At 33.6% G+C, this 23134-nt stretch carries 18 protein-coding genes; 4 read left to right on the top strand and 14 right to left on the bottom strand.

Going from position 1 to position 23134, the window contains the following annotated elements; all coding sequences use genetic code 11:
- Positions 1–55 precede the first annotated feature (55 nt).
- The 6 genes from ACP15M_RS13545 to ACP15M_RS13520 form a co-directional block, all read right to left on the bottom strand.
- Positions 56–2686 (bottom strand): T9SS type A sorting domain-containing protein, encoded by a 2631-nt coding sequence (locus tag ACP15M_RS13545; protein WP_425077743.1) that lies wholly within the window; start codon positions 2684–2686, stop codon positions 56–58.
- Positions 2687–2787: 101 nt separating this feature from the next.
- Complete coding sequence (locus ACP15M_RS13540) at positions 2788–3540, bottom strand: LytR/AlgR family response regulator transcription factor (RefSeq protein ID WP_425077742.1); 753 nt, start codon at positions 3538–3540, stop codon at positions 2788–2790.
- A 35-nt stretch (positions 3541–3575) separates the two neighbouring features.
- Positions 3576–6503 carry a histidine kinase gene (locus ACP15M_RS13535; protein ID WP_425077741.1) on the bottom strand — a complete coding sequence of 976 codons (2928 nt, stop codon included), beginning with the start codon at positions 6501–6503 and terminating at the stop codon, positions 3576–3578.
- 108 nt (positions 6504–6611) lie between these two features.
- Entirely contained in the window at positions 6612–7586 is a 975-nt protein-coding gene (locus ACP15M_RS13530) for an FAD:protein FMN transferase (protein ID WP_425077740.1), read from the bottom strand.
- Positions 7587–7964, bottom strand: coding sequence for a Na(+)-translocating NADH-quinone reductase subunit F (locus ACP15M_RS13525; RefSeq protein WP_425077739.1), 378 nt, complete (start codon positions 7962–7964; stop codon positions 7587–7589).
- Between the two features lie 20 nt (positions 7965–7984).
- Positions 7985–8863 carry a DUF4846 domain-containing protein gene (locus tag ACP15M_RS13520; protein ID WP_425077738.1) on the bottom strand — a complete coding sequence of 293 codons (879 nt, stop codon included), beginning with the start codon at positions 8861–8863 and terminating at the stop codon, positions 7985–7987.
- A 981-nt stretch (positions 8864–9844) separates the two neighbouring features.
- On the opposite strand from ACP15M_RS13520, the gene ACP15M_RS13515 reads away from it, so the two are divergent.
- Together ACP15M_RS13515 and ACP15M_RS13510 are read left to right on the top strand one after the other, a co-directional pair.
- Entirely contained in the window at positions 9845–11248 is a 1404-nt protein-coding gene (locus ACP15M_RS13515) for a vWA domain-containing protein (RefSeq protein WP_425077737.1), read from the top strand.
- 2 nt (positions 11249–11250) lie between these two features.
- Positions 11251–12237, top strand: a complete 987-nt coding sequence (locus ACP15M_RS13510) for a hypothetical protein (RefSeq protein ID WP_425077736.1) — start codon at positions 11251–11253, stop codon at positions 12235–12237.
- A 101-nt stretch (positions 12238–12338) separates the two neighbouring features.
- Here the strand turns inward: ACP15M_RS13510 and nqrF are convergent, their stop codons facing one another.
- From nqrF to ubiE, 8 genes are all read right to left on the bottom strand, one after another.
- Positions 12339–13649: an NADH:ubiquinone reductase (Na(+)-transporting) subunit F gene (nqrF, locus tag ACP15M_RS13505; RefSeq protein ID WP_425077735.1), complete on the bottom strand. Its 1311-nt coding sequence runs from the start codon at positions 13647–13649 to the stop codon at positions 12339–12341.
- Position 13650: 1 nt separating this feature from the next.
- Positions 13651–14364 (bottom strand): NADH:ubiquinone reductase (Na(+)-transporting) subunit E, encoded by a 714-nt coding sequence (gene nqrE, locus ACP15M_RS13500; protein ID WP_425077734.1) that lies wholly within the window; start codon positions 14362–14364, stop codon positions 13651–13653.
- 77 nt (positions 14365–14441) lie between these two features.
- On the bottom strand, positions 14442–15086 hold the full coding sequence (locus ACP15M_RS13495; protein WP_425077733.1) for an NADH:ubiquinone reductase (Na(+)-transporting) subunit D: 645 nt from the start codon (positions 15084–15086) through the stop codon (positions 14442–14444).
- Between the two features lie 4 nt (positions 15087–15090).
- Positions 15091–15840 (bottom strand): Na(+)-translocating NADH-quinone reductase subunit C, encoded by a 750-nt coding sequence (locus tag ACP15M_RS13490; protein ID WP_425077732.1) that lies wholly within the window; start codon positions 15838–15840, stop codon positions 15091–15093.
- 2 nt (positions 15841–15842) lie between these two features.
- Positions 15843–17069: an NADH:ubiquinone reductase (Na(+)-transporting) subunit B gene (locus ACP15M_RS13485; RefSeq protein ID WP_425077731.1), complete on the bottom strand. Its 1227-nt coding sequence runs from the start codon at positions 17067–17069 to the stop codon at positions 15843–15845.
- Positions 17069–18418 carry a Na(+)-translocating NADH-quinone reductase subunit A gene (locus tag ACP15M_RS13480; RefSeq protein WP_425077730.1) on the bottom strand — a complete coding sequence of 450 codons (1350 nt, stop codon included), beginning with the start codon at positions 18416–18418 and terminating at the stop codon, positions 17069–17071. The genes ACP15M_RS13485 and ACP15M_RS13480 overlap by 1 nt, the downstream gene beginning before the upstream one ends.
- A 177-nt stretch (positions 18419–18595) precedes the next feature.
- Positions 18596–19309 carry a porin family protein gene (locus ACP15M_RS13475; protein WP_425077729.1) on the bottom strand — a complete coding sequence of 238 codons (714 nt, stop codon included), beginning with the start codon at positions 19307–19309 and terminating at the stop codon, positions 18596–18598.
- A 9-nt stretch (positions 19310–19318) separates the two neighbouring features.
- On the bottom strand, positions 19319–20047 hold the full coding sequence (ubiE, locus tag ACP15M_RS13470; RefSeq protein WP_425077728.1) for a bifunctional demethylmenaquinone methyltransferase/2-methoxy-6-polyprenyl-1,4-benzoquinol methylase UbiE: 729 nt from the start codon (positions 20045–20047) through the stop codon (positions 19319–19321).
- Between the two features lie 138 nt (positions 20048–20185).
- On the opposite strand from ubiE, the gene trkA reads away from it, so the two are divergent.
- Both trkA and ACP15M_RS13460 read left to right on the top strand, forming a co-directional pair.
- Positions 20186–21535, top strand: coding sequence for a Trk system potassium transporter TrkA (gene trkA, locus ACP15M_RS13465; protein WP_425077727.1), 1350 nt, complete (start codon positions 20186–20188; stop codon positions 21533–21535).
- 16 nt (positions 21536–21551) lie between these two features.
- On the top strand, positions 21552–23045 hold the full coding sequence (locus ACP15M_RS13460) for a TrkH family potassium uptake protein (RefSeq protein WP_425077726.1): 1494 nt from the start codon (positions 21552–21554) through the stop codon (positions 23043–23045).
- The last annotated feature ends 89 nt before the right edge of the window (positions 23046–23134 follow it).

Here is a 23134-nt window from a genome sequence, read left to right as displayed (position 1 = left end):
GGAAACCTTAATTTTAGAGAAGGTTCCGTATCATGATTTTTTTTGAAACACATTATTAGCGCTTTATAAAGCGCTTGGTTACTGTATGACCTTCTTCTGTTTTAATTTTTATTAAATACAATCCTGATTTTAAATGAGATACGTCAATAGTTTTTGATTCAGTTTTTAAAATGTATTGTCCAATGATGGAATAAATAACTCCGTGTTTAAAACTCCCTTGTTTCATTTTGATATTTAAAACTGATGTTGCTGGATTAGGAAAAACACTGATGTGCTTTAAATTGAAGGCATTATCATTCAGATGCAAGGTAGAACTAAACTCAAAAGCCCCTCGATCTACCGTATTATTAAAAATACGTTGGTTTCCCAATAAATCATTAGTAGTGGTTACCAAGCTATTATCTCCTGTATCTATTGCATAAGACCCAGTGCTTAACTGAAATGCTGGATTTAAATTAGGGTTGGTTACATAAGTACCCGTTGGCGCACTTGGAAAAGTTGAAAAGCCATCTTCATCGGTATTGTTGGCTACTACTAGCGTACCAATGGCTCCTACAGAACTGGTATTGTCAAATTGGTCTGTACTATTAGAAGATTTCCCTATTGATTTTGCTACTTGTCCGCCATTTTCTGTATTGCCCCAAAATATATTATTCGCTATGGTAACATCACCAAATTTCCCGTTATTTCTTGATAATGTGATTACAGGGAAGTTACCCGAACTAGAATTGTTTGTGCCCAAACTTTGATTATTCACAAAAGTATTATTTACTATAGTCGTATTGAGAATAACGTTACTAAAGTATGCGCGCAATCGTGCTGCTGCTCCACCATTACCTACTCTACTTAAAGTAGCATTATCGGCAGTTTTATTAGCATTGAATAAGGAATTTGTAATAGTTATTCCAAAAGTTTTGTTAGATCCCGATAAATGATAATCAATTCCAGCTCCTACATTGGCCAAATTGTGTTCTATAATACAGGCATCTATAGTGATATTAGAATCATCATTGCTTGTTAGCGATAAGGCAGCACCAGAAAGTGCCACATTGTTTTTTATGACACAGTTTTTAACACTAAAAAAATTCACTCCCAATGATTTAAAAATCCCTCCGCCAAATCTATCGTTTCCTGTAGTTGCATCGGCGTAGCCACCTTGTACGGTAAGCCCGTTTATTTCTATATGATTTGCCTGAACTTCAACAACATGATAACTGTTGTCATCTCGTGAGGTATCATTAAAATCTACCGTAGCATCATCATCGCCTGATAAATCACCGCTTAAAATGGTTTCGTTGGTGGTATGTATCTCCGCAATATCTCTATCAGACAGAGTAGTTTCAGTACCTGCAAAACCACCATATATATTGGCGTAAACAATAAAACTTTCATTTCTATTGCCTGTTGTACTTGGCTTGTAGGTTCCTTTGGCTATCCAAATAATATCGTTAGAAGATGACACCGCATTTAAAGCCGTTTGCAAATCGGTATAAGCATTTGCCCAACTAGAGCCATCATTATTTCCGGTTGCATTTATATCTACGTAAATTCTTCCGTTTCTAAAGCGTACATAATTAGAGTAATTTGATTGTTGCGGATTAGTTGAGCTTGTACAATTTGTTCTCACATACACATCGTATTGATCGCCATAGGTTAAACCAGAAATGGTAGTGCTTAATCCTGAAACCCCTGAAATGGTAGTTCCAGAATTTATATTACCACCTGCAGCTACATAAGTAACATCATAAGAAAGTGCATTGGCCTCCGCATCCCAAGTTACCGTAGCAGTGTTGTTAGCATTTACGCTAACCGTAATATTTGTAGGTGAAACACAACCTGCTGGCAAATTGGTGTCGGTATATTTATAAATACCAGGATTTGTTCCCACACAAGCCACATAAATATCTTGCCCATCAATATCTAAACCTCTGGGGTTAGGCATAGAAGTTTGACCAACAACATCCACTAACCCTACTCCTGACTTGTGTACTTTACGGATATAGCCCGTATTAAGCCCAGATATAAAATACAAGTAATCATCTACAAAATGAATACCCCAAGGGGTAGGTAAACTGCCTTTAACAAGTTGAAATGTTGGTGTTGTAGCAGACAAATCTATACTATAAATGGCGCCCGATTGGCCATTAACGGTTCCTATTGCAGTAATATAAAGTGTACTACCATCGTTTGTAATATCCCCTATTCCTTGATGCCCCACAGGCAAGGCGGCTACCAACACGCTAGAGTTTAATCCGGTTACTTTTCTCAACTCATGCTGTGTATTATTGTTGGGGTTGGTGCCTGTATAATAGAGTTCCCCATTATACACATAGGCACAAGACACCGAGCCAGAGGTGTTGTGGTTGTAACCTGCCCCTGTTGGTACTGCACTTAAAACGTAAGTGCCATAAATACCGCTTGCTCCGCCTCCAGGAATGTACATAATTCCATTATATTCTGTGAGGTTATAACCATTAGTTAAGCTATGGAATCCTGTAGCAACGAGCTCTGGAGTAGATGTGGTTTCATTTTTTAGGGCTCGGTATAGCTTATCTCCGTTTGCAGTATAAACATAATTATCAACAACTTGAACTCCTCTTGGACCACCCAAGTTGCTCACAATTTGGGTTTGCGCAAAAGTAAACCCGCTCATCAATAGTAATAGATAAAGCAATCTTGTTTTCATAAGTAGATATTTTTTTATTTATGAAAACGAAATTAGCAACTATACAACGCTGTAAATGAAGGTAACTTCTGAAAATTGAGTTTGAGTTTCTAAAAGTATATTTAACCAATATTCTGTACAATAGTTAAAAACTCTTCTTTTTTATCCTTTGAGATAGAAACTGTTTCATTAGTGTCCATAACAATATATCCGCCATCTTTTTTAGAGTATTCTTTAATGTAAATCAGGTTAATTAAATAAGATCTATGTGGTCTATAAAATGTTGAAATAGGCTCTAACAGTTCTACAAAGTGCTTCAGAGGTTTACTAATTATAATTTCTGCTGAATTAAGAATACTTACTCTCGTGTACATCCCATCAGCTTTTAGAAGAATAATGTCTTCAAAATTTACAAACTTAATACCGTCTGCTACTGGCAAACCTATTTTTTTAAAATTTGCAGATTTTAAGCTTTTCTGTAGCTCATCGAGTTTTTTATTAATGTATGCTTTTCCAATACTATTAAGTGCCTTGGCTATGGCCTCTTTTATTTTATCGGCACGTAATGGTTTTAGCAGATAATCTATAGCAGAGAGTTCAAATGCTTTTATCGCATATTCATTATAGGCTGTGGTAAAAATTATTTCGAAATTATAATTGGAAGAATCAATAAAATTAAAAATCTCTAAACCAGAATATCTTGGCATTTCTATATCTAAAAACACAACAACAGGCGAGTGTTTCTTAATAAGCGTAACACCTGAGAGTAAATCTTCGGCTTTAAATATTTGGGATATTTGTGGACAGTTTTCCTTTACCAATATTTCTAATAAATTTCTGGCTTTAGGTTCGTCGTCGATAATTACAATATTCATGGTTCTTGTATTATGGTATTAAAATAATTACACCCTTATTGCATCGTATAAGGAATACTTAAGCTTACTCTTGTCCCTGTTGGTTTTTCGTTTTTAAATAAATCGGTGATCTCAACACCCACTTGTTTTTCTTTTCCTCTATTTAATAAATTTAACCTGTCTTGAGTTGCTTTAGTGGCAAAGGGTTTGTAATAATTATTTTCATTTTTTGCTTTGATAGCTTTTGCTAAACCTCTTCCAATTCCATTGTCCTCAATTACACAAACAATCACATTTCTGGATGCTTCTATAGAAAAAGTAATGGCTAACTTTCGGTTGGTCTTTCTGTGGAGTAAACCATGTTTAATAGCATTTTCAACATAAGGTTGTACAAGCATAGTAGGTATTAATAATTCCTCGGGATGCATTTTTGAAGGTCTTACAGCTATGTTGTAATCTAGAGTATCTTCAAATCGTAATTTCTCGAGTTCTAAATACTTTTCTAAACAGTCAATTTCTTCTTGTAAAGTAATCTCTCCTTTGGCACTATGATTTAAATAAATTCTAATTAAATCTGAAAATTTCCCTAGATAATCGCTCGCGAGGTTTTTTTTATTCAGAATAATGTATTCTTGTATAGAATTGAGTGCGTTGAAAATAAAATGTGGATTCATCTGCGATCTCAAATTCTCTAGCTTTAAGGTTGTTAGTTCATTGTCTATAGAGAGTTCTTGTATCTGCTTTTGGCGTGCCAACTCTTTCTTTTTTAGCGCATGCCTAAAATAGAGGAAGATAAGACTAAATAAGGCAAACACACACAGCGTTATGAACCACATTTTTTGCCATAACGGTTTGTTTATTGTAAACTTAAATGCTTCTATATTTCCTGTATCGTTTTGAGTATTAGAAATAGCTTTTACCTGAAAAGTATAATTTCCGGCCGATAAACTACTGTACTTTACACTGGTCTCTCCTGCGTCTGCACACACCCACTTACTGTCATAACCTAGCAAACGGTACTTATATGTTCCTTTTTTATTAAACTGATATCCGTTTACATTAAACCCTATTTTAATTGCGTTTTGGTTATAGTCTAACTGAACATTATTTGTATCGGTAATGCGCTTGTCGTTTACTTCAATTTTATCAAAATATACTTGAGACGCTGAGGAAGGTTTAGTTACTTTAGCCTTATCAAAACTAAAAAGTCCAGCATTAGAGGCTATAAACACCTCATTTCCCACAACTTCAATACCAGATATTTTATACGATAAAATACCGTCTGTAGCTACTAAATTTTGAAACGTTTTTGATGCTGATTTAAAGTACTGCAAACCATTAGAACTTGCCACCCATAGATTTTCGTCATCAGTTTGTAGGCATTCTATTTGATTAGACAACAAGCCATTACTAACATTGTAATGAGCTATTACCTTTCTTCCTTTTATGGCAAAAATGCCATTTTTAAAAGTGGCTATCCATATTGTACCATCCGTGGTCTGCTCAATAGCATTAGCTAAAATAGGCTTGTTTTTATATTTAATATCAAAACCTTGTAAATGGCGATTAAAAGCGATTAATCCATCTACATAACCGATATAGATTGTTTGGTCTTCCTTGTTGTAATGAACCGTATAAGCGCGCTTATTGTCGCTAACAGGGATTATTTCATTTTTACTTTTAATATGAAAATACGCATTATCGTACTTGCAGTATAGCGTCGTGTCTTTGTTTATAATAGCAATATCTTTTGCGGCGTTAAAAAACCCTTTTTCTAAAGTATTGATATTGTTCGCATTAATAATAAACGAATTATTATCAGTAGATACATAATGCTCGGCTTGGTTATTAACACTCAAAATAGAAGCAACTCTTGATTGTAGTTTAATATAAGATTCTACTGTTTTTGTTTCTAAACCAAACTGCCCCACATAACCGTTTGATGTTCCTAATACCAAGACTCCTTTCTGGGGTTTATCTAAAGCTGTAATTTTTTTAAACACCTTGGGTAAATGGTATTGTCGCATTTCTATATTTGGCATTAAAAACAAACCATTGTTTAAAGTGGTTAGCCAATAATTAGAATCTTTATCCTTTATGCCTTTGGTTATGTTTTCATTTTTTAAGAAATGATTTTTTAGCACAAACTTTCCGTTTTCCACATCATAAACAAAAGCTCCTTGATTGGTTAAAACCCAAAGTGAAGCATCAATTTGAATAATATTATTAATGCGTGCTTCATCAATTCCTTTTAATACAGTTAGCGCTGTAATCTTAGAGTTAAATGTATCATTAACATTGTATATAAAATTCTTATTATTATATTTTTGATGATAAAAAATATCATCTTTAAACTTAAAGAGATATGGTCGTAATTGAGGCCTTGTGTCTCGAGTATTTAAATGCTTTAGTTTATAAGATCTTTTCTCTGTAAATTCTCTTTTTAAATCCCATAGACTATCCGAACTGATAAGTAAATAATCATCATTAAATGCCAATGCGTTACTTAACGAAGAGTTACTGACGATTTGTTGATTGATAATTTTTTTAGATTGCAAATCTATAGTGTATAAATTCTTTAAACTGGTGACAATAAGATACGTTTCAGACACAGCTATACTAGAGAGACGTCCTCTAAGTTCGTTTTGTAAATCAATAAATGTAACTAGCTTATCATTATCGGTATAAAAAAATTGACCTGAAATATTTGTACACCAAATACGACCTAATGGATCTTCGAAAAGATTAAAAACGGATAGACCTCGTTTTGAAGGATTGGTATAATGCTTATATGACTTACCATCATATCTATATAAACCGCTATCTGCAGCCAACCAAATATAACCTTTGCGGTCTTCTAACACATCATAAAACTCCACGTCTGGGAGGCCTTGTCCATCTGTAAGGTGAATTAAAACAGGTTCTTGTGCATGTAAAAAAAAGGACAGCACACAAGCGAGAACAACTAAAATAGGTTTAATCAAAATAAATTCAATGCTATTGAAGCATTAAAACTACAGATTTTGTTTTACAATACAATTAGTAACTGCTGAATGTATCTTTTCAATTTTTAAAAATTCCTAAACTGTTAATTACTCCGGAAAACCATTTAGATTTAAAGTTTCTAATTCTTTATTTTCATTTTCAAAAACAAGAAATGCTTTTAATTCTGGATGTGATTGAAGAAAGTCTTTTACAGCCTCAATTCCCATAGCTTGAAAAGCCGTTGCATAAGCATCTGCTGTCATACAATCTTTTGCAATAACAGATACACTTAGTATATTGGTTTTTGATGGATAGCCTGTTTTTGTATTGATGATATGTGCATAACGATTTCCATTTTCATCTGTTTTAAACTTTCTATACGTTCCAGAGGTTGCCATACCAACATCTTGTAAAGAAATGGCTTTTAAAACCGATTGTTCACCATCAAAACGAGGTTGATCTAATCCAACTTTCCAATTACTATCCTTCTCATTATTAACACCTTTACTTCTAATCTCTCCTCCTATTTCAACTAGATAATTATCTACTTTTTTCTGTTCTAAAAAATTAGCAATAACATCTACTCCATAACCTTTTGCTATAGCATTAAAATCTATAAATGCACCTTTAAGTTTCAAAACCTTATTTTCAACTCTATTCACTTTATCAAAACCAACATATTGCATAAGACTATCAATTTTTAAGCTATCTAGCGCAACAATTTTTCCTTGCGGACCAAAATCCCATGCATTTACAACCACACCTATAGTTGGGTCAAAAGCGCCTTGAGTATTGTTATAAATAACTTTAGATGTATCGAAAACGGTTTTAAAATGGTCGTCAATAGAATTGCTCTCGTTTCGGTTTATTTTAGAAATATCTGAATCAGGAATATAGGTAGATAACGAGGTATTAATTAGCGTAAAAAGACTATCAAATGACTTGGTGTAGTCAATGTCTTTATCATAAATAATTGAGTAACTTGTACCAAATACATCACCTGATATTTTAGTGTTTGAAGGTCCTTTTTTACATGTAAAAAAAACTGATGCAATCAGTAAAAAAACTAAAACTTTTTTCATTTAATTTAGATTTGTTTCAACAACTTGAATGCCATTATACTCAATTAAGTAATCTTCATTAAAATATACTGGTAAATGTTCACCATTTGGGTTTCCTAAACCTACACCTGCAAACAAAACCTTAGCATTCTTTTCGTAAGCATGTTTTTTAAAGGTTTCCATCCAAACTACATCGTAATTATTTGGATTTTCAGGTAGCATTACAGCTTTTACAATAACGAAAAAATATTGACTGTTTTTATCTATACAAACAAATTGCGGATGCTTTTTTAGCTGACTATTAATGGCTACAAATTCAAAACCACGCTGTTCTAAATCTTTACCAACATGGTTCATTGCCAAATTATGAAGTTCTTGTTTTGTAAGGGCTTTGCTCATCTTACAAAGATACAAACTTACTATTTAAACCTCACAAATTTTGAGCTTGAAAACGTATAGTTTGATACTGAAATCTCTTCGTCTTTTTCAAGCTTATACCAAGGTGAGATTTCAGAATTTTGAAGGTTTTTAACTAAATGAACACTTTGTGCTGGTGTATTTCCTTGAAATAATAAGTATAGTTTCTCTCCTTTATCGTTAACAATCTCATCACAAATCATTACAATATGTCCTGGTGTACCTCCTTTAATGAGCATATCTCCAATTTGAAGCTTTGAAGCATCTTCTATTGAAGGTAATTCGTTAAACAATGACAATGTTCCAGAGTAGGTGTAGATTAAATTTAAATATCTATAAAAGTTAGCTTTAGACACATCTGCTTTAGCAGTTTTATGAAAACTTACTTTATTAGCATTTATTTTTGGTCTATAGCCTTCAGCATATCTAACCCATGAACAATAATCTCCAGAAGTAAAATTAAAACCAATTTCATCTTTTCGGTTATTATCCCAAAGATATTCGCTTCTAATTCTTATTAATGCATCTGCACATTGTTGCAATCCGTTTTTAGGAACAGGAATATCTAAAATTCCTATGTGACCGCCTTGCCAGAAATAATTAGAATCATCATAATTGATAATCTTACTTCCAAAGGGTTTTAACTCATAATTTCTTAAATAATCTTGAAAGCTACCTTTAGCATATTCAACACGTGTATAACCTTTAGGCGCCTTAACTCTATTATAAATAGTTTGGCTTTTCTTGTTTACCAAACTAGGTGTTTCTACGGCAGATATTATTGAATTTGTAACAGTCTTTACTGGTTTAAATTGCAAAGCTCCTGCACTTAAAAAGAGAAGAATAATAATTGTAGCAAGGTATATAAGTAGGTGCTTCATGAAAATGAAACGCAATCAATAAAACGTTTCGTATTTCGATATCAACAATTAACGTTTAATTATGATTTTGTTATGTTGGCTAGGTTTAAACTAGCAAAAAGAAAACAGACCAAAAGAAAATTTCTGCGAAATTTTACGAGTATACATGAACCAAACAATGAATTACACCGATTGTTAGTAATTTCAGTAACACAAAAAAGTAAAGCGTTTTGCGGCTTTAACTAAATGCTACAATCTATATTATTCCGTTTTTAAGTTCAATTTTTTCAAGTTTACGATATCTACGTATGATTATTTACTTATTGAACACCAGTACGTTTTTTTTAACTACAAGCAGTATTTAAAATGCTTTTAATATATCTGATTTAAGTTATTATTCTAATTTATGACTCCTTTTACCCGAACTTAATGTAGCTTACACCTGAATAACACCCGAACCACATCTGGATAACACCTGAACTAAACACGGGTGAACATCGGATGAACATTGGGTGAACATTGGGTGAACTTCGGGTGAACCTTAAGGCTAAATTGATGTAGATGCAACCATTTGATTAACAGTTGCTAATTGTTTGATTAAATTTAGTTTATTTTGAGTTAATTACCAATTTTGAGTCATCAACTTATCTATTTGAGCACATAATTCTGTAAACAAGATGAATTGTTTTAAGATAATTGTTTTGGTATATATCACATAAACTCGAAAAAAAATCGTGAGAAACACTAGGCTTTTTTTTGTGATGATGGGTGTAAGAATTCAAATATTATTTTCGATTAAGTGTTGATTGATATTCGTTTTCGATAAATAAAATCAAGTAAGTCTTTTTCACTTGGAGTCGGTATTTTGGAACTGTTTTTGCTAAGGTTACATTATGGATTAACCTTCTAACAAACATCACTTAACACGCTCAAATAAAGATATTTACACCATTTAACCATAAATTTCATTACCTTTATCATTCACAACATAAACCTAACATTATGAAGCTATTAATCACACTATGTTGTGTGTTAGGTTTTAGTTTACATTCTTACACACAACAGGATGCTCCATCTCCTATTTTATTTATCTACGATGCCAGTGGCTCAATGTGGGCGCAAATGGATGGCCAGACCAAAAAAGATATTGCTTCAAAGGTATTATCTACAACTGTAAACAATCTTCCTAGTAACCAAAACATAGGTTTAATAGCTTATGGTCATCGTAAAAAGGGAGACTGTGATGATATTGAATTTTTAATCGACCTAAAAAATTCTACAAAAAAGAATGTTGTTAATACTGTAAAAAACATGAATGCCTTAGGAAAAACACCTTTGGCGCGTTCGGCTGCACTAGCTATAAACTCATTAAAAGAAAGCAAAACCAAAGCCACCATCATTTTAATTACTGATGGTATTGAATCTTGTGATGGCAATATCTGTGCTATTGTATCTGAAGCAAAATCTGATGGTATCGACTTTAAATTGCATATTGTTGGTTTTGGTTTAAAAGATGGCGATACAGAACAGTTAAAGTGTGCTGCTCAAGCTGGTGACGGTAATTACTATGACGCATCAAATGCGAGCGGTTTGAATGAAGGTCTTACCGAAGCTACATCTCAAACCGTTGATGAACCAGATGGAAATTTTTCGATTTATGCTAGTAAAAATAACGAAGCTGTAGACGCTTGGATTCGCGCCAAAAGAATTGGCGAAAAACGTGATATAGATGGTGCTAGAACCTATCGTGATACAGGTTGGGTGTATTTACCACCAGGAAAATATACTATTGAAATAAAACCGTTAGAAGGTTCAGATATTCCATCGAGATCAATTACAGTTGAAATGAAAGAAGGCGACATTAAACACGAAAACATTAGCTTTGATGGTGGCAAACTAGAAGTATCTGCAACCAATAATAGTGAGGGTTGGGATGCTACAGTTAAGCTGTATGATATTTCAACGGGAAAAGTTGTTTCTACCACAAGAACATATGGAAAATCTAAAATTCTAGAAGTTCCTGCAGGCCAATATCGTGTCGCTTATCAGGCTTTAGTTCTCAAAGGTTTAAATGTGTCGTATGAATACGAATCTGTAGAAGTAATTAGTAATAACACCACCTCTTTAAATCATGATTTTGAGTCAGGTATTGCAATGATTGGCGTACAAACAGCAAGTGGAGAACTCATTGATGCTACGGTAAATTTTCATGACATTAGTACAGGAAAAAATATTACAGCTGCAAGGACTTATACTTCAGCAAATAACAATCCTCGACAATTTTTACTCAATCCTGGCACTTATACTATAAAACTTAGAACCTTGGGTGTGCATAAAGGCAATTCAAAAACCTTTACAGTTGAAGTAAAAAAAGGTGAAACCATTACCAAAATTATTACCTTCTAATTATGGCACATCGCGCAATAAAACCCTATAGTTTACTCTTGTATTTGTTAGCACTTGTTGCCGCTTTCTTTTTAGGATTGGTGTATGCTAACATAACTGAGGCAGGAAAAGGACAAATGCTTGCTGGAGGAGCCATTGTATTAGGTTATGCCGTTTTGGGAGCTTTAATAGGCCTTGTTTTATCTTTAATTGTAGCTTTTAAGAGCAAACGTTCAATTATTATTAAGCTTAATATACTATTGGCAGTCCTTATTGTGGCTTCAATTATATTTTTCAGAATTAGATATCAAAAACGCCAACAAAAGAAGTTAGAAAATGAACCTATAAAAATTGAACAACCATCAACACCTAAATCAGTCGCTTCTTTTACAATGAGCGAACCCATTGCAATGCTTTTGAGTTCTGATACAGGTAAACCAACTGAGTCTATTATAGGCTTAGGCATGTTTACGCCAAATTTTTATGAACATAAAAAACTCTATTTCTACCGAAACTTAAGCTCTGGAAAATCGGTTCAAGAACATATACCATACGATAGTATTACTTTTAAACGAACTGAATATGGTGGTTTTGACATTGTAACAGCACCAGCTTGGTTGGCTCCTGAGCATTTAAAATTAGACTATGACTTGCTACAATTTAAAGCAAAATCTATTAGTCATGATTGTATCGAGATTGTGGTAAATACAATTACTAATCAAACCGCTTTTGTAGATCGACATTCAGGAACGCTTCAATATTGGCCAGAATATTTATTAGGAGTTCACAGTGTTGAATTTTTAGACCCAACAAGTCAACAAGTACATGTGCGATCGTTTAAAAATTCGAGCCTAATAAATACTTCATTTCGTTTTATGAAACCTATTAAAATACAAAGCAACTGGATGCATGTAGCATTACTTAATAGTAGCTTTGAGACGATTGGAAAAGGGTGGATACAATGGAGAGATGAAAAAAAACTCCTAGTTCGCTATTCGTTATTGAGTTAATTTTAATATGTACTGAAAAACAAAAACCAACTCAAAATGAGTTGGTTTTTGTTTTTGATGAGCTTCTGAACCAAATTCAGAATAACTATGAATTTTGAATATTAGCCTCCAAAATCATCGAATCTAATGTGTTCATCAGGAATTCCAAAATCTTCTCCCATTTTCTGAACCGCTTGATTCATTAATGGAGGACCACAGAAGTACAATTCAATATCTTCAGGAGCATCATGATGATTTAAATAATTGTCAATTACACAATTATGTATAAATCCTACAAAGCCATCACCTGCTTCATCATTAATATCTTTTTTAACTTTCCAGTTATCTTCTTCCATAGGCTCAGAAAGTGCCATATAGAATTTAAAGTTAGGGAAGTCTCTTTCTAATTTTCTAAAGTGTTCAATGTAAAACAACTCACGTTTTGAACGACCACCATACCAATAAGTCACTTTACGACCAGTTTTAATGGTTCTGAACAAGTGATATAAGTGTGAACGCATTGGTGCCATTCCAGCTCCTCCACCTACGTACAGCATTTCGCTTTCAGACTCATTGATGAAGAATTCACCATAAGGACCAGAAATCACAACTTTATCTCCAGGCTTTTGAGCAAAAATATACGATGATGCCACACCAGGATTTACATCCATCCAAGCATTTTTATTACGATCCCATGGTGGCGTTGCAATACGTACATTAAGCATGATTTCACGACCTTCAGCAGGATAAGAAGCCATAGAGTAAGCTCTTTCAACGTTCTCGTCATTTTTCATCACTAAAGGCCAAAGTCCGAATTTATCCCATTCTGCTTGAAACTTATCTGGAGTTTCATGCTCTTCAGGATGCGCTGTAATATCAATATCAGAATATTTAATTTCACAAGGTGGAATTTCAATTTGGATATATCCACCAGCTTTGTAGTTCATATCTTCAGGAATCTCAACAACAAACTCCTTAATAAATGATGCTACATTGTAATTTCGAACAACAACAGCTTCCCATTTTTTAATTCCGAAGACCTCTTCAGGAATGGTAATCTCCATGTCTTGTTTTACTTTTACCTGACAAGACAAACGTGCTCCATGTTGTAATTCTTTTCTACTAAAGTGAGGTGTTTCGGTAGGCAATGCTTCGCCTCCACCTGAAAGCACATGACACTCACATTGAATACAGGTTCCACCACCACCACAAGCTGATGGTAAGAATATTTTTTCAGCACCTAAGGTAGATAATAATGTTCCACCAGAAGCGACTTCAATTTCTTTTTCACCATTAATTTTAATTTTTACGGGACCAGATGGTGATAATTTTTGTTTTACAAACAGCAATAATGACACTAGTATTAATGTTACTAGTAAAAATGCTGCAACTGTTGCTAAAACGGTTCCTAATGTACCTGCTGCTAAAATCATACTACTCTTCTATTTTAGTGTTATTAGCTAATTCTGTATTTTCTGTATTATTAGTAGACAATTGAACTGTTGTCTCTTCTTTTGCGGCTTCGTCATCACCTCCAGTTAACATACCACCAAAACTCATAAAGCCAATAGCCATTAATCCAGTAATAATAAATGTAATTCCTAAACCTCTAAGTGCTGGTGGAACGTTAGAATATCTAATTTTTTCGCGAATAGCAGCAATTGCTAAAATAGCTAAAAACCATCCGATTCCTGAACCAATACCATAAGTTGTTGCCAATCCTAAAGTTGCTATTTCTCTAGACTGCATAAATAAAGAGCCACCTAAAATAGCACAATTTACTGCAATAAGAGGTAAAAAGATACCTAAGGAGTTGTATAATGATGGTGAGAATTTTTCAACTACAATCTCTACCAATTGTACCATGGTTGCAATGGTTGCAATGAACATGATAAATGATAAGAAACTTAAGTCGTAATCTGCATACTCAGCTCCTAACCAAGTCAAGGCTCCTGGTTGTAATATATATTGATCTAATAACCAGTTTAAAGGCACTGTAATTGCTAAAACAAAAATTACAGCAGCACCAAGACCAACAGCTGTTGATACTTTTTTAGATACAGCAAGGTAAGAACACATTCCTAGGAATGTAGCAAACACCATGTTATCTATAAATATTGATTTGAAAAATAATTCTAAATGTTCCATATTCTTTTTAGTATTCAGTATTCAGTGTTCAGTGTTCAGTAAAGGCTTACTACAACTGCCAACTGCTTACTAATTTTTTAATCTTCTACTAATGCTTTGTTTCTTGTACGTTGTACCCAAATAATGATTCCAACAACGATTAATGCCATTGGAGATAATAACATAAATCCGTTATTTTCATAACCTAGAGCATATAATCCTGTTTTCTCAATTGGATCTCCTAAAACTGGAATTCCTAATAAGGTTCCAGAGCCTAATAATTCTCTAAAAAATCCTACAATAACTAAGATTACAGCATAACCCAATGCGTTACCAATACCATCTAAAAACGATCTCCAAGGCCCATTACCCAATGCAAAGGCTTCAAAACGTCCCATAATGATACAGTTGGTAATGATTAATCCAACAAAAACAGATAGTGTTTTACTCAATTCGTAAGCAAAAGCCTTCAGCACTAAATCTACAATAATTACTAAGGTCGCAACAACAATAAGTTGTACGATAATTCTAATTTTTGAAGGAATAATATTTCTCATTAAAGAAATCACGACGTTACCAACACCTAATACAAACAATACAGATATTGACATTACAATTGACGCTTCTAACTCTGCAGTAATCGCTAAAGCTGAACAAATACCTAATACTTGAATGGTAATTGGATTGTTATCTGCTAAAGGATCTTTTATTAAAGCTGCATCTTTTTTTGAAAGTAAGCCCATAGTATTAATTTTTTAAGTTTTTGAAAAAAGGCACATAAAGCTTTAAATCGCTTTTAATCATTGCAGACACACCATCACCTGTAATGGTTGCACCTGCGATTGCATCGACCTCATTATCTGTTTTATCATTGTTTTTAGGATCGGCATTACCTTTAGCAACACTAATGCCTTTAAAACTTCCGTTAGACATTAGGTGTTCTCCAATGAAATCATCCATAAAGAAACGTTGCTTAATGTTGGCACCTAAACCAGGCGTTTCACCTTTGTGATCAAAGTAAGCCCCTTGAACTACCATATTTTCGTCCATTGCGACATAAGCCCAAATGGCATCCCAAAGCCCTTTACCTCGTATTGGAGCGATATAGTACTTTTTACCTTTTTCATCTTCGCCAACAAATAAAGGTAGTTGTCTTTCTTCACCAGCTTTTGCTTTTGCTTGTTCCTTTTTTACATCAATTAAGTAAGCCTCATTATTTTCAGTAGATGAACCATCTGAACTAACAACTAACTGTTGTTTGATGTACTTTTCAAATAATTTTGGAGCTTCTTCAGTTGATACAAAATTTGCTGAACTTCCTTCATTATTATTAATACCCATTGCATAGAGAATATTTTGTTGTTTCTCTAGACGTTGATTTTCAGAAATTGTAGGTTTTAATGATGCTGCCAAATATGCCAACAACGAACCAACAATTAATACCATTACGATGGCAAATATTATAGTGTACGAATTTTTATCTGTTCTCTTTTCCATCGTTAAGCTGTTTTAACTTTTAGACGTTTCATACGACGTTTTACATTTCCTTGAACCACATAATGATCGATAGTTGGAGCAAAAACGTTCATTAGTAATATAGCAAGCATTACACCTTCTGGATACGCTGGGTTGAATACACGAATCATGATTGATATAAATCCGATTAAGAATCCGTAAATCCATTTTCCTTTGTTGGTTTGCGATGCTGTTACAGGATCGGTTGCCATAAAGACAGTACCAAAGGCAAAACCACCAATTAATAAGTGATGCCAGAATTCAGTACTCATTAAGCCGTAAAATTTGCTTGTTTCAGAAATCCATCCTGAACTCACAACACCATTAAAGATTAATCCCATCACTAAAGCTCCAATAACAGAAGACAACATAATTCTCCAGCTTCCTATTTTGGTAAAGATTAAAAACAATCCAGCTAATAAAATCAACACTGTAGAGGTTTCTCCAACTGAACCAGGAATTAAACCGTAGAACATGTCCATAACCTCATAACCAGCACCTTTATTTTGAGCTAGGCTTCCTAAAATAGTTTCTCCAGAAATAGCATCAAGGTTTTCTCCTGCAGCAATCATTTGGTCACGTTCAACAGCACCTTGAACCCACACTTTGTCTCCAGACATCCAAGTTGGATATGCAAAGAATAAGAAGGCTCTAATTGTTAATGCTGGATTTAAAATATTCATTCCTGTACCACCAAATACCTCTTTACCAATTACAACTCCAAAAGCTACTGCTACAGCAAGCATCCAAAGCGGTGTATCGATTGGTACGATTAAAGGCACTAACATTCCTGTTACTAGGTATCCTTCTTCAACTTCATGGCTATTTTTAATAGCAAATAAAATTTCGATTGCTAAACCTACACCATAAGACACAATAACTAATGGAAGGACTTTCCAGAAGCCAACCATAAAGTTATCCATCGTCCAAAATGCAGAACTAAAAAAGCCTCCAGTGGCTTGTTGAATTTCTCCAAAAGCAAGGTGATGTTGGTATCCAGCGTTAAACATTCCGAAGATTAAACAAGGTACCATTGCCATAATTACGGTATTCATGGTACGTTTTAAATCGTCGGCTGCTTTTATATGAGTTCCATTATGAGTGGTCTCATTAGGCAAGAATAAAAAGGTATGTATTGCCGAAAATGCTGGCAACCATTTTTTGTCTTTATTCTTTTGTCTGAAGTTATGTAAATTACTTTTTAAACCCATTATCCTATCTCTTTAAGCATTAAGTCTAAACCTTTTCTAATAATATCTTGATGTGGTTGTTTAGATACACATATAAATTCTGTCAATGCAAAATCTTCAGGTGCAACTTCGTACATTCCTAAAGCTTCCATTTCGTCTAAATCTTCATACATACAAGCTTTTAGCATTTGTAAAGGATACATATCTAAAGGAAATACTTTCTCATACGATCCTGTGACAACAAAAGCACGATGTTCACCATTAGTATTGGTATTTAAATCATACTTCTTTTTAGGATTCAACCACGAAAATGTTAAGGCTCTTGAAGTTGAAATTTTATTGAAGATTGGTTTATTCCAACCAAAAAATTCATAATCGTCTCCTTCAGGAATTACCGTAATTACGTTGTCGTAAAACCCTAAACTTCCGTCTGGTTTTAGTTGCTTACCTGATAATACGTTTCCAGAAATGATACGATCATTTCCATCTTTTTCAACGCCATTATCGTACACCATTGTTGCTACTTCGCTACCTATTTTGGTTTTAAAATATCTTGGTTTTTTTACTGAAGAACCCGCTAAAGCGACGATACGCTCGGCATTAAATTTGCCTGTTAATAATAATTCTCCAATAATAACTAAGTCTTGAGCATTAACGGTCCAAACCACTTCACCTTTATTAATTGGATCAACTTTATTGATTTGCGTACCAACATTTCCTATTGGATGAGGACCAGACACCATATGAATTGTAGCATCCTTCATAGTCGCCAAAGGCGAATTGTTAGAACCAACAGCAATGTGAACCTGACCTTCGGTTAATTTAGCCAAAGCAGAAACAGCAGCTTGTAGCTCTGCCTCTTTACCTTGTAATGTAAAGTCTAAATCGGCAGCTAAAGGTGCAGAAGCATACCCTGAAATAAAAATCGATTTTGGCGATTTTTCAGGATTAGCAATCACATCGTAAGGTCTTTGTTTAATAAAAGGCCAACATCCTGAAGCCAATAAATGAGCCTTAGTTGCGTTAGCATCTGAGCTCATATTAAACTTACCGAAGTCTTTAAATGACTGTTCCTTATCTGCTTGAATCTTAATCGCATCAATACGTCTTTTAGGACCTCTTAATACTTCAATCACAGTTCCAGAAACTGGAGAAACGAACTTAACCTCTTCATTCGATTTATCATAAAAGATAACATCTCCTGCTTTTAAGGTAGCTCCTTCTTTTGCAATAAGTTTTGGAATAACGCTGTGAAAATCTTCAGGTCTAATCGTACAGAAATTACTTATAATGGCTTGTTCTACTGATTTTTCAGCTTCGCCTATAAGTTTTATATCTAGACCTTTTTTAATCTTAATGTCTTTTGACATACGCTTTTTATTGAAATTATTGTCTAAAAATCCGTGCAAAAATACAAATTATTACGAGTAAAAAAGCGACATATCAACGAAGACTTATTATTTTTATTGATTCTAAATAAGGAGTTTTATTAGGTCAATATCTATGCAATATCAAAGCAACGACAAGTGTTTTGTAGAAATGTAATATTATTGAAATGTAAAGTTTATAAAAATACCACGCGTTTTCATGGATGAAATATTGCTCGTCCAAGGACTATTAGGATCTACATCCTTTACAATTTCATCAGTCATGGCAAATACACCTCTAATAGATGGAGAAAACTTAAACCACTGATTATAAAAATCAATCCCAAAGCCTATTTCATAAAATGTTACGTTTTTGGTCGTTCTAAATTGCCCCACACTATTATCGTCGGGATTTTCCTCATTACTTGACAAGTTGATGGCTGCAGAAACACCTCCAATTATAAAAGGCTTAAAATTATTAAGTCGCTTTGTAGAAATTTTTAATAACAATGGAAAATGCACATATGTAGACTTTACTTCGCGTAGCAAATCGGAGTCGTTATACTCTACGCCTTCAAAATAACTTGGATCATACATTATATTTCTTTGAGAGATAAAAAGTCCTGGCTCAAACCTTAAATCGAAATAATCATTGATTCGTAAATTAGAAATCAAACCAACACTAAAACCAACATTTGTTTCAACAAGTATATCTTTTAAATCTTCCTCATAATTGAACTGGTAATCATAACTATTAAGCCCTAGATAAAATCCCCAAGACAATCGTGCTTTATCAAAATTCTCGTTATTTTTTATTTTTTCTCTACTAAACAATTGTGCAGTCGCTGTTTGCGATACAATTAATAAAGCTAAGATGATAAATATTCTCTTCATAAATTTACATTATGCTTTGGATGCACTGTAAATAGTTGCAACACCAAAGGTCTGTGGCTGATCTACAACGTTAATAAACCCAGTTTTACGTAAAATATTGTTTAAGGCTTCACCAAATGGAAAAACAGATGCCGATTCACTCAAATAAGCATAAGCCGATTTATCCTTAGAAAACACTTTACCAATAGTAGGCAAAATATATTTAGTATAAAAGTTATACCCTTGTTTAAATGGTGTTTTGGTTGGCACAGAAGTTTCGAGAATCACAAAAACACCATGAGGTTTTAAGACGCGATAAATTTCTGCTAAGCCTTTTTCTAGAGTTTCAAAATTTCTTACACCAAATGCCACAGTAATCGCATCGAACGCGTTATCTTCAAAAGGCAAATTTTCAGAATCTCCAATAACCATACTGATTTTATCATCTAAATTTTTAGCACTTATTTTTTTTCGACCAACTTCTAGCATCCCATCACTAATATCAAGACCTACAATCTTATCAGCTTGAGTTCTCGTTAAATTAATAGCTAAATCACCTGTACCTGTAGCGATATCTAAAATAGTTTTAGGCTTTGTTTTAGCCACAATATCAACCACTTTATTTCGCCATTTGATATCTATACCAAATGAAATCACACGATTTAACCCATCGTAATCCTTTGATATGTTATCAAACATTTGGGTTACCTGCTGCTTTTTATTTAGATCACTATCTTTATATGGTTTTACTTTTGACACTTCAAATTTTTTGGCAAATATAACTAACTATCTTATAGTATTTAAGAATTTCTGTTATGAATTATAATCAAACGCTATTTGCATCAAATGAGATAATATTATAGTATATTTGCATGTTTTTTCAATACATTTTATTTAATGAAAATAATAATTGCTGGTGCAGGAGAAGTTGGATTTCATTTGGCAAAACTATTGTCTTACGAATCCCAAGAAATTACTCTTATTGATATTAATAAGGAGAATTTAACTTATGCTAATGACCATTTAGATATTAGAGTTATAAAAGGCGATGTGACTTCAATTGCTATTTTAAAGGAAGCCAGAATAAACACCTCAGAACTTTTTATAGCTGTAACCTCTTCTGAAACTACAAATATTACCGCTTGTGTTTTAGCTAAAGAATTAGGTGCCAAACGTACCATTGCCAGAATTTCAAATTCTGAATTTATTGACAATAAAGATGTTGGGTTTACCAAGTTTGGTATTGATGAGCTTATTTCTCCTGAAGCTCTTGCTGCTTGTGAAATTGAATTATTATTAAATCAATATGGATTTAATGACACTTACGAATTTGAAGATGGTGCATTAACCATGCTTAGTTTACGTTTGTCTAGAACAGCATCGTTTATTGGTAAAACAGTAAAAGAAGCTGCGCAAGTATTTCCAGAACTTCACTTTATTCCTATTGCTATTCAACGATTTGGAACACAATATACCATCATTCCTAGAGGTGACACACAATTTAAAGAAGGCGATAAAGTTGTATTTATGACTTCAAAAGGTGGTGATGATGAGCTTTTTGAGTTGTCAGGTCGTGTTAAAGCCGAAATAAAAAACGTGATGATTCTTGGAGGAAGTAAAATAGGTTACAAAACCACAAGAGATCTTTGCAAGAGTAAATTCAACGTTAAAATTATTGAAAAAGATAAACATGCTGCTTTTGAACTTGCCGATGAATTATCAAAGGCTTTGGTTATTAATGGTGACGGAAGAAATGTTGAACTTTTAGAAGAAGAAAACATAAGCGATATGGACGCTTTTATTTCGGTTACTGGAAATTCTGAAACCAATATCATGTCTTGCCTAGTAGCAAAATCAAAAGGTGTTAGAAAAACCATTGCACTTGTTGAAAATATGGATTACTACCAACTATCACAATCTATTGGTATTGATACATTAATCAACAAAAAGCTTCTTGCAGCAAATAATATTTTTAGATATATTAGAAAAGGTGATGTTTTAGCCATGACCAAACTTTCTAACATGAATGCCGAGTTGTTAGAGTTTGAGGTTAACTCTCCTAATTCTAAAATCACTAAAAAGGCTATTAAAGACTTAGATTTTCCGCGATCTGCAATTATTGGAGGAATTATAAGAAATGAAACAGGCATTATTCCGTTAGGCGATTTTCAAATACAGGAAGGCGACAAAGTTGTTGTATGTTGTTTGCCTAGATCGATCACTAAAGTTGAATCTTTTTTCTTCTAGAACATAAAGCACAGTAATGAAACTCAATTTTAAAATCATTTTCCATTTTTTCGGATTGTTATTCCTATTCAATGGTGGATTTATGCTACTTGCTGCCTTAATGAGTTTTATCTATAACGATGGGGCAACTATCGAGCTTTTACTATCTGGCTTAGTGATTGTAATTATTGGTGGTATTTTGATGTTTCTTACTAAGAATCATAAAAAAGAACTCAATAAACGTGAAGGATACCTTGTTGTCGCATTTGGTTGGATTGTTATGGCACTAACAGGCACTTTGCCTTACTTATTAACAGGCTCAATTCCGAGTTTTACAAATGCCTTTTTTGAAACCATGTCTGGCTATACCACAACAGGTGCTTCAATACTTAATGACATTGAAGCTTTGCCTGAAGGTATTTTGTTTTGGAGAAGTTTAACACACTGGATTGGTGGTATGGGAATTATTGTTTTAGCTATTGCCATTTTACCTTTATTGGGTATTGGTGGTATGCAATTGTTTGCAGCCGAAGCTCCTGGTCCAAATGCCGATAAGTTACACCCAAGAATTACTGATACTGCTAAACGTTTATGGCTGATTTACTTTGGATATACTGCTGCCGAAACCATTTTGCTACAAGTAGCTGGCATGTCTTTTTTTGATGCCATAAATCATTCACTATGCACGCTTTCAACAGGAGGCTTTTCTACTAAAAATGCAAGTGTTGCCTATTGGAACGGACAACCCATTATACAATATATAATTATCCTGTTTATGTTTTTAGCAGGTACCAATTTTATACTAAGTTATTTTGCTTTTAAAGGAAAAGTACAGAAAGCTATACGTGATGAAGAATTTAAACTCTATTTTAAGTTTGTTGCCTTATTTACAATTATAGCAGCACTTATTATTTATTTTAGAGCCGACTTTTCGATATCATCTATAGATCATCCAATGGTATTTGGTAAAGCTGAAGCTTCAATTCGTCATGCCTTATTTCAAGTGATTGCTATTGTTACTACTACAGGTTTTGTCACTGCAGATTATACTTTATGGACTCCTTTTTTAGTTGTTTTCTTCTTTGGCTTAATGTTTTTAGGTGGATCTGCTGGAAGTACTTCTGGAGGTGTTAAAGTGGTACGACATATGATTATGATTAAAAACGGTTTTCTTGAATTTAAACGCGCACTTCATCCAAATGCAATTTTACCTGTTCGTTACAATAAAAGAAGTGTTTCTGGAGACATTGTGTTTAATATCTTAGGGTTCTTTATTCTTTATATGATTTCATTTATTGTTGGAGCCTTAGTGTTTTCTATGCTACAAATAGATTTTGAATCTGCTATCGGACTTTCAGCATCGAGCTTAGGAAATGTTGGTCCTGCACTAGGAAATTTTGGACCAGTACACAACTATTCTGAATTACCAACTATTGGAAAATGGTGGTCGGCTTTTTTAATGCTCATAGGTCGTTTAGAACTCTTTACGGTATTGATATTATTGACTCCTTTTTTCTGGAGGAATAGATAAGAAAGTTCCCGTTTTCTATTTTCAACAATTTTAATTTGTATTAGCAAACACCTATCACCACAAAGACTAACAGTTGATTTATAAGCGTT

It is taken from the genome of Psychroserpens sp. S379A (genome assembly GCF_049800755.1).
GTDB lineage: Bacteria > Bacteroidota > Bacteroidia > Flavobacteriales > Flavobacteriaceae > Psychroserpens.
This window is presented reverse-complemented; position numbering and strand designations above follow the sequence as displayed.

Coding starts and splice junctions, on each gene's coding strand:
- ACP15M_RS13545 (WP_425077743.1), bottom strand. CDS start 2,686: ATGAAAACAAGATTGCTTTATCTATTACTATTGATGAGCGGGTTTACT.
- trkA (WP_425077727.1), top strand. CDS start 20,186: ATGAAAATAATAATTGCTGGTGCAGGAGAAGTTGGATTTCATTTGGCA.
- ACP15M_RS13525 (WP_425077739.1), bottom strand. CDS start 7,964: ATGAGCAAAGCCCTTACAAAACAAGAACTTCATAATTTGGCAATGAAC.
- nqrE (WP_425077734.1), bottom strand. CDS start 14,364: ATGGAACATTTAGAATTATTTTTCAAATCAATATTTATAGATAACATG.
- ACP15M_RS13510 (WP_425077736.1), top strand. CDS start 11,251: ATGGCACATCGCGCAATAAAACCCTATAGTTTACTCTTGTATTTGTTA.
- ACP15M_RS13480 (WP_425077730.1), bottom strand. CDS start 18,418: ATGTCAAAAGACATTAAGATTAAAAAAGGTCTAGATATAAAACTTATA.
- ACP15M_RS13485 (WP_425077731.1), bottom strand. CDS start 17,069: ATGGGTTTAAAAAGTAATTTACATAACTTCAGACAAAAGAATAAAGAC.
- ACP15M_RS13530 (WP_425077740.1), bottom strand. CDS start 7,586: ATGAAAAAAGTTTTAGTTTTTTTACTGATTGCATCAGTTTTTTTTACA.
- nqrF (WP_425077735.1), bottom strand. CDS start 13,649: ATGATTTTAGCAGCAGGTACATTAGGAACCGTTTTAGCAACAGTTGCA.
- ACP15M_RS13540 (WP_425077742.1), bottom strand. CDS start 3,540: ATGAATATTGTAATTATCGACGACGAACCTAAAGCCAGAAATTTATTA.
- ACP15M_RS13490 (WP_425077732.1), bottom strand. CDS start 15,840: ATGGAAAAGAGAACAGATAAAAATTCGTACACTATAATATTTGCCATC.
- ACP15M_RS13475 (WP_425077729.1), bottom strand. CDS start 19,309: ATGAAGAGAATATTTATCATCTTAGCTTTATTAATTGTATCGCAAACA.
- ACP15M_RS13515 (WP_425077737.1), top strand. CDS start 9,845: ATGAAGCTATTAATCACACTATGTTGTGTGTTAGGTTTTAGTTTACAT.
- ACP15M_RS13520 (WP_425077738.1), bottom strand. CDS start 8,863: ATGAAGCACCTACTTATATACCTTGCTACAATTATTATTCTTCTCTTT.
- ACP15M_RS13460 (WP_425077726.1), top strand. CDS start 21,552: ATGAAACTCAATTTTAAAATCATTTTCCATTTTTTCGGATTGTTATTC.
- ACP15M_RS13495 (WP_425077733.1), bottom strand. CDS start 15,086: ATGGGCTTACTTTCAAAAAAAGATGCAGCTTTAATAAAAGATCCTTTA.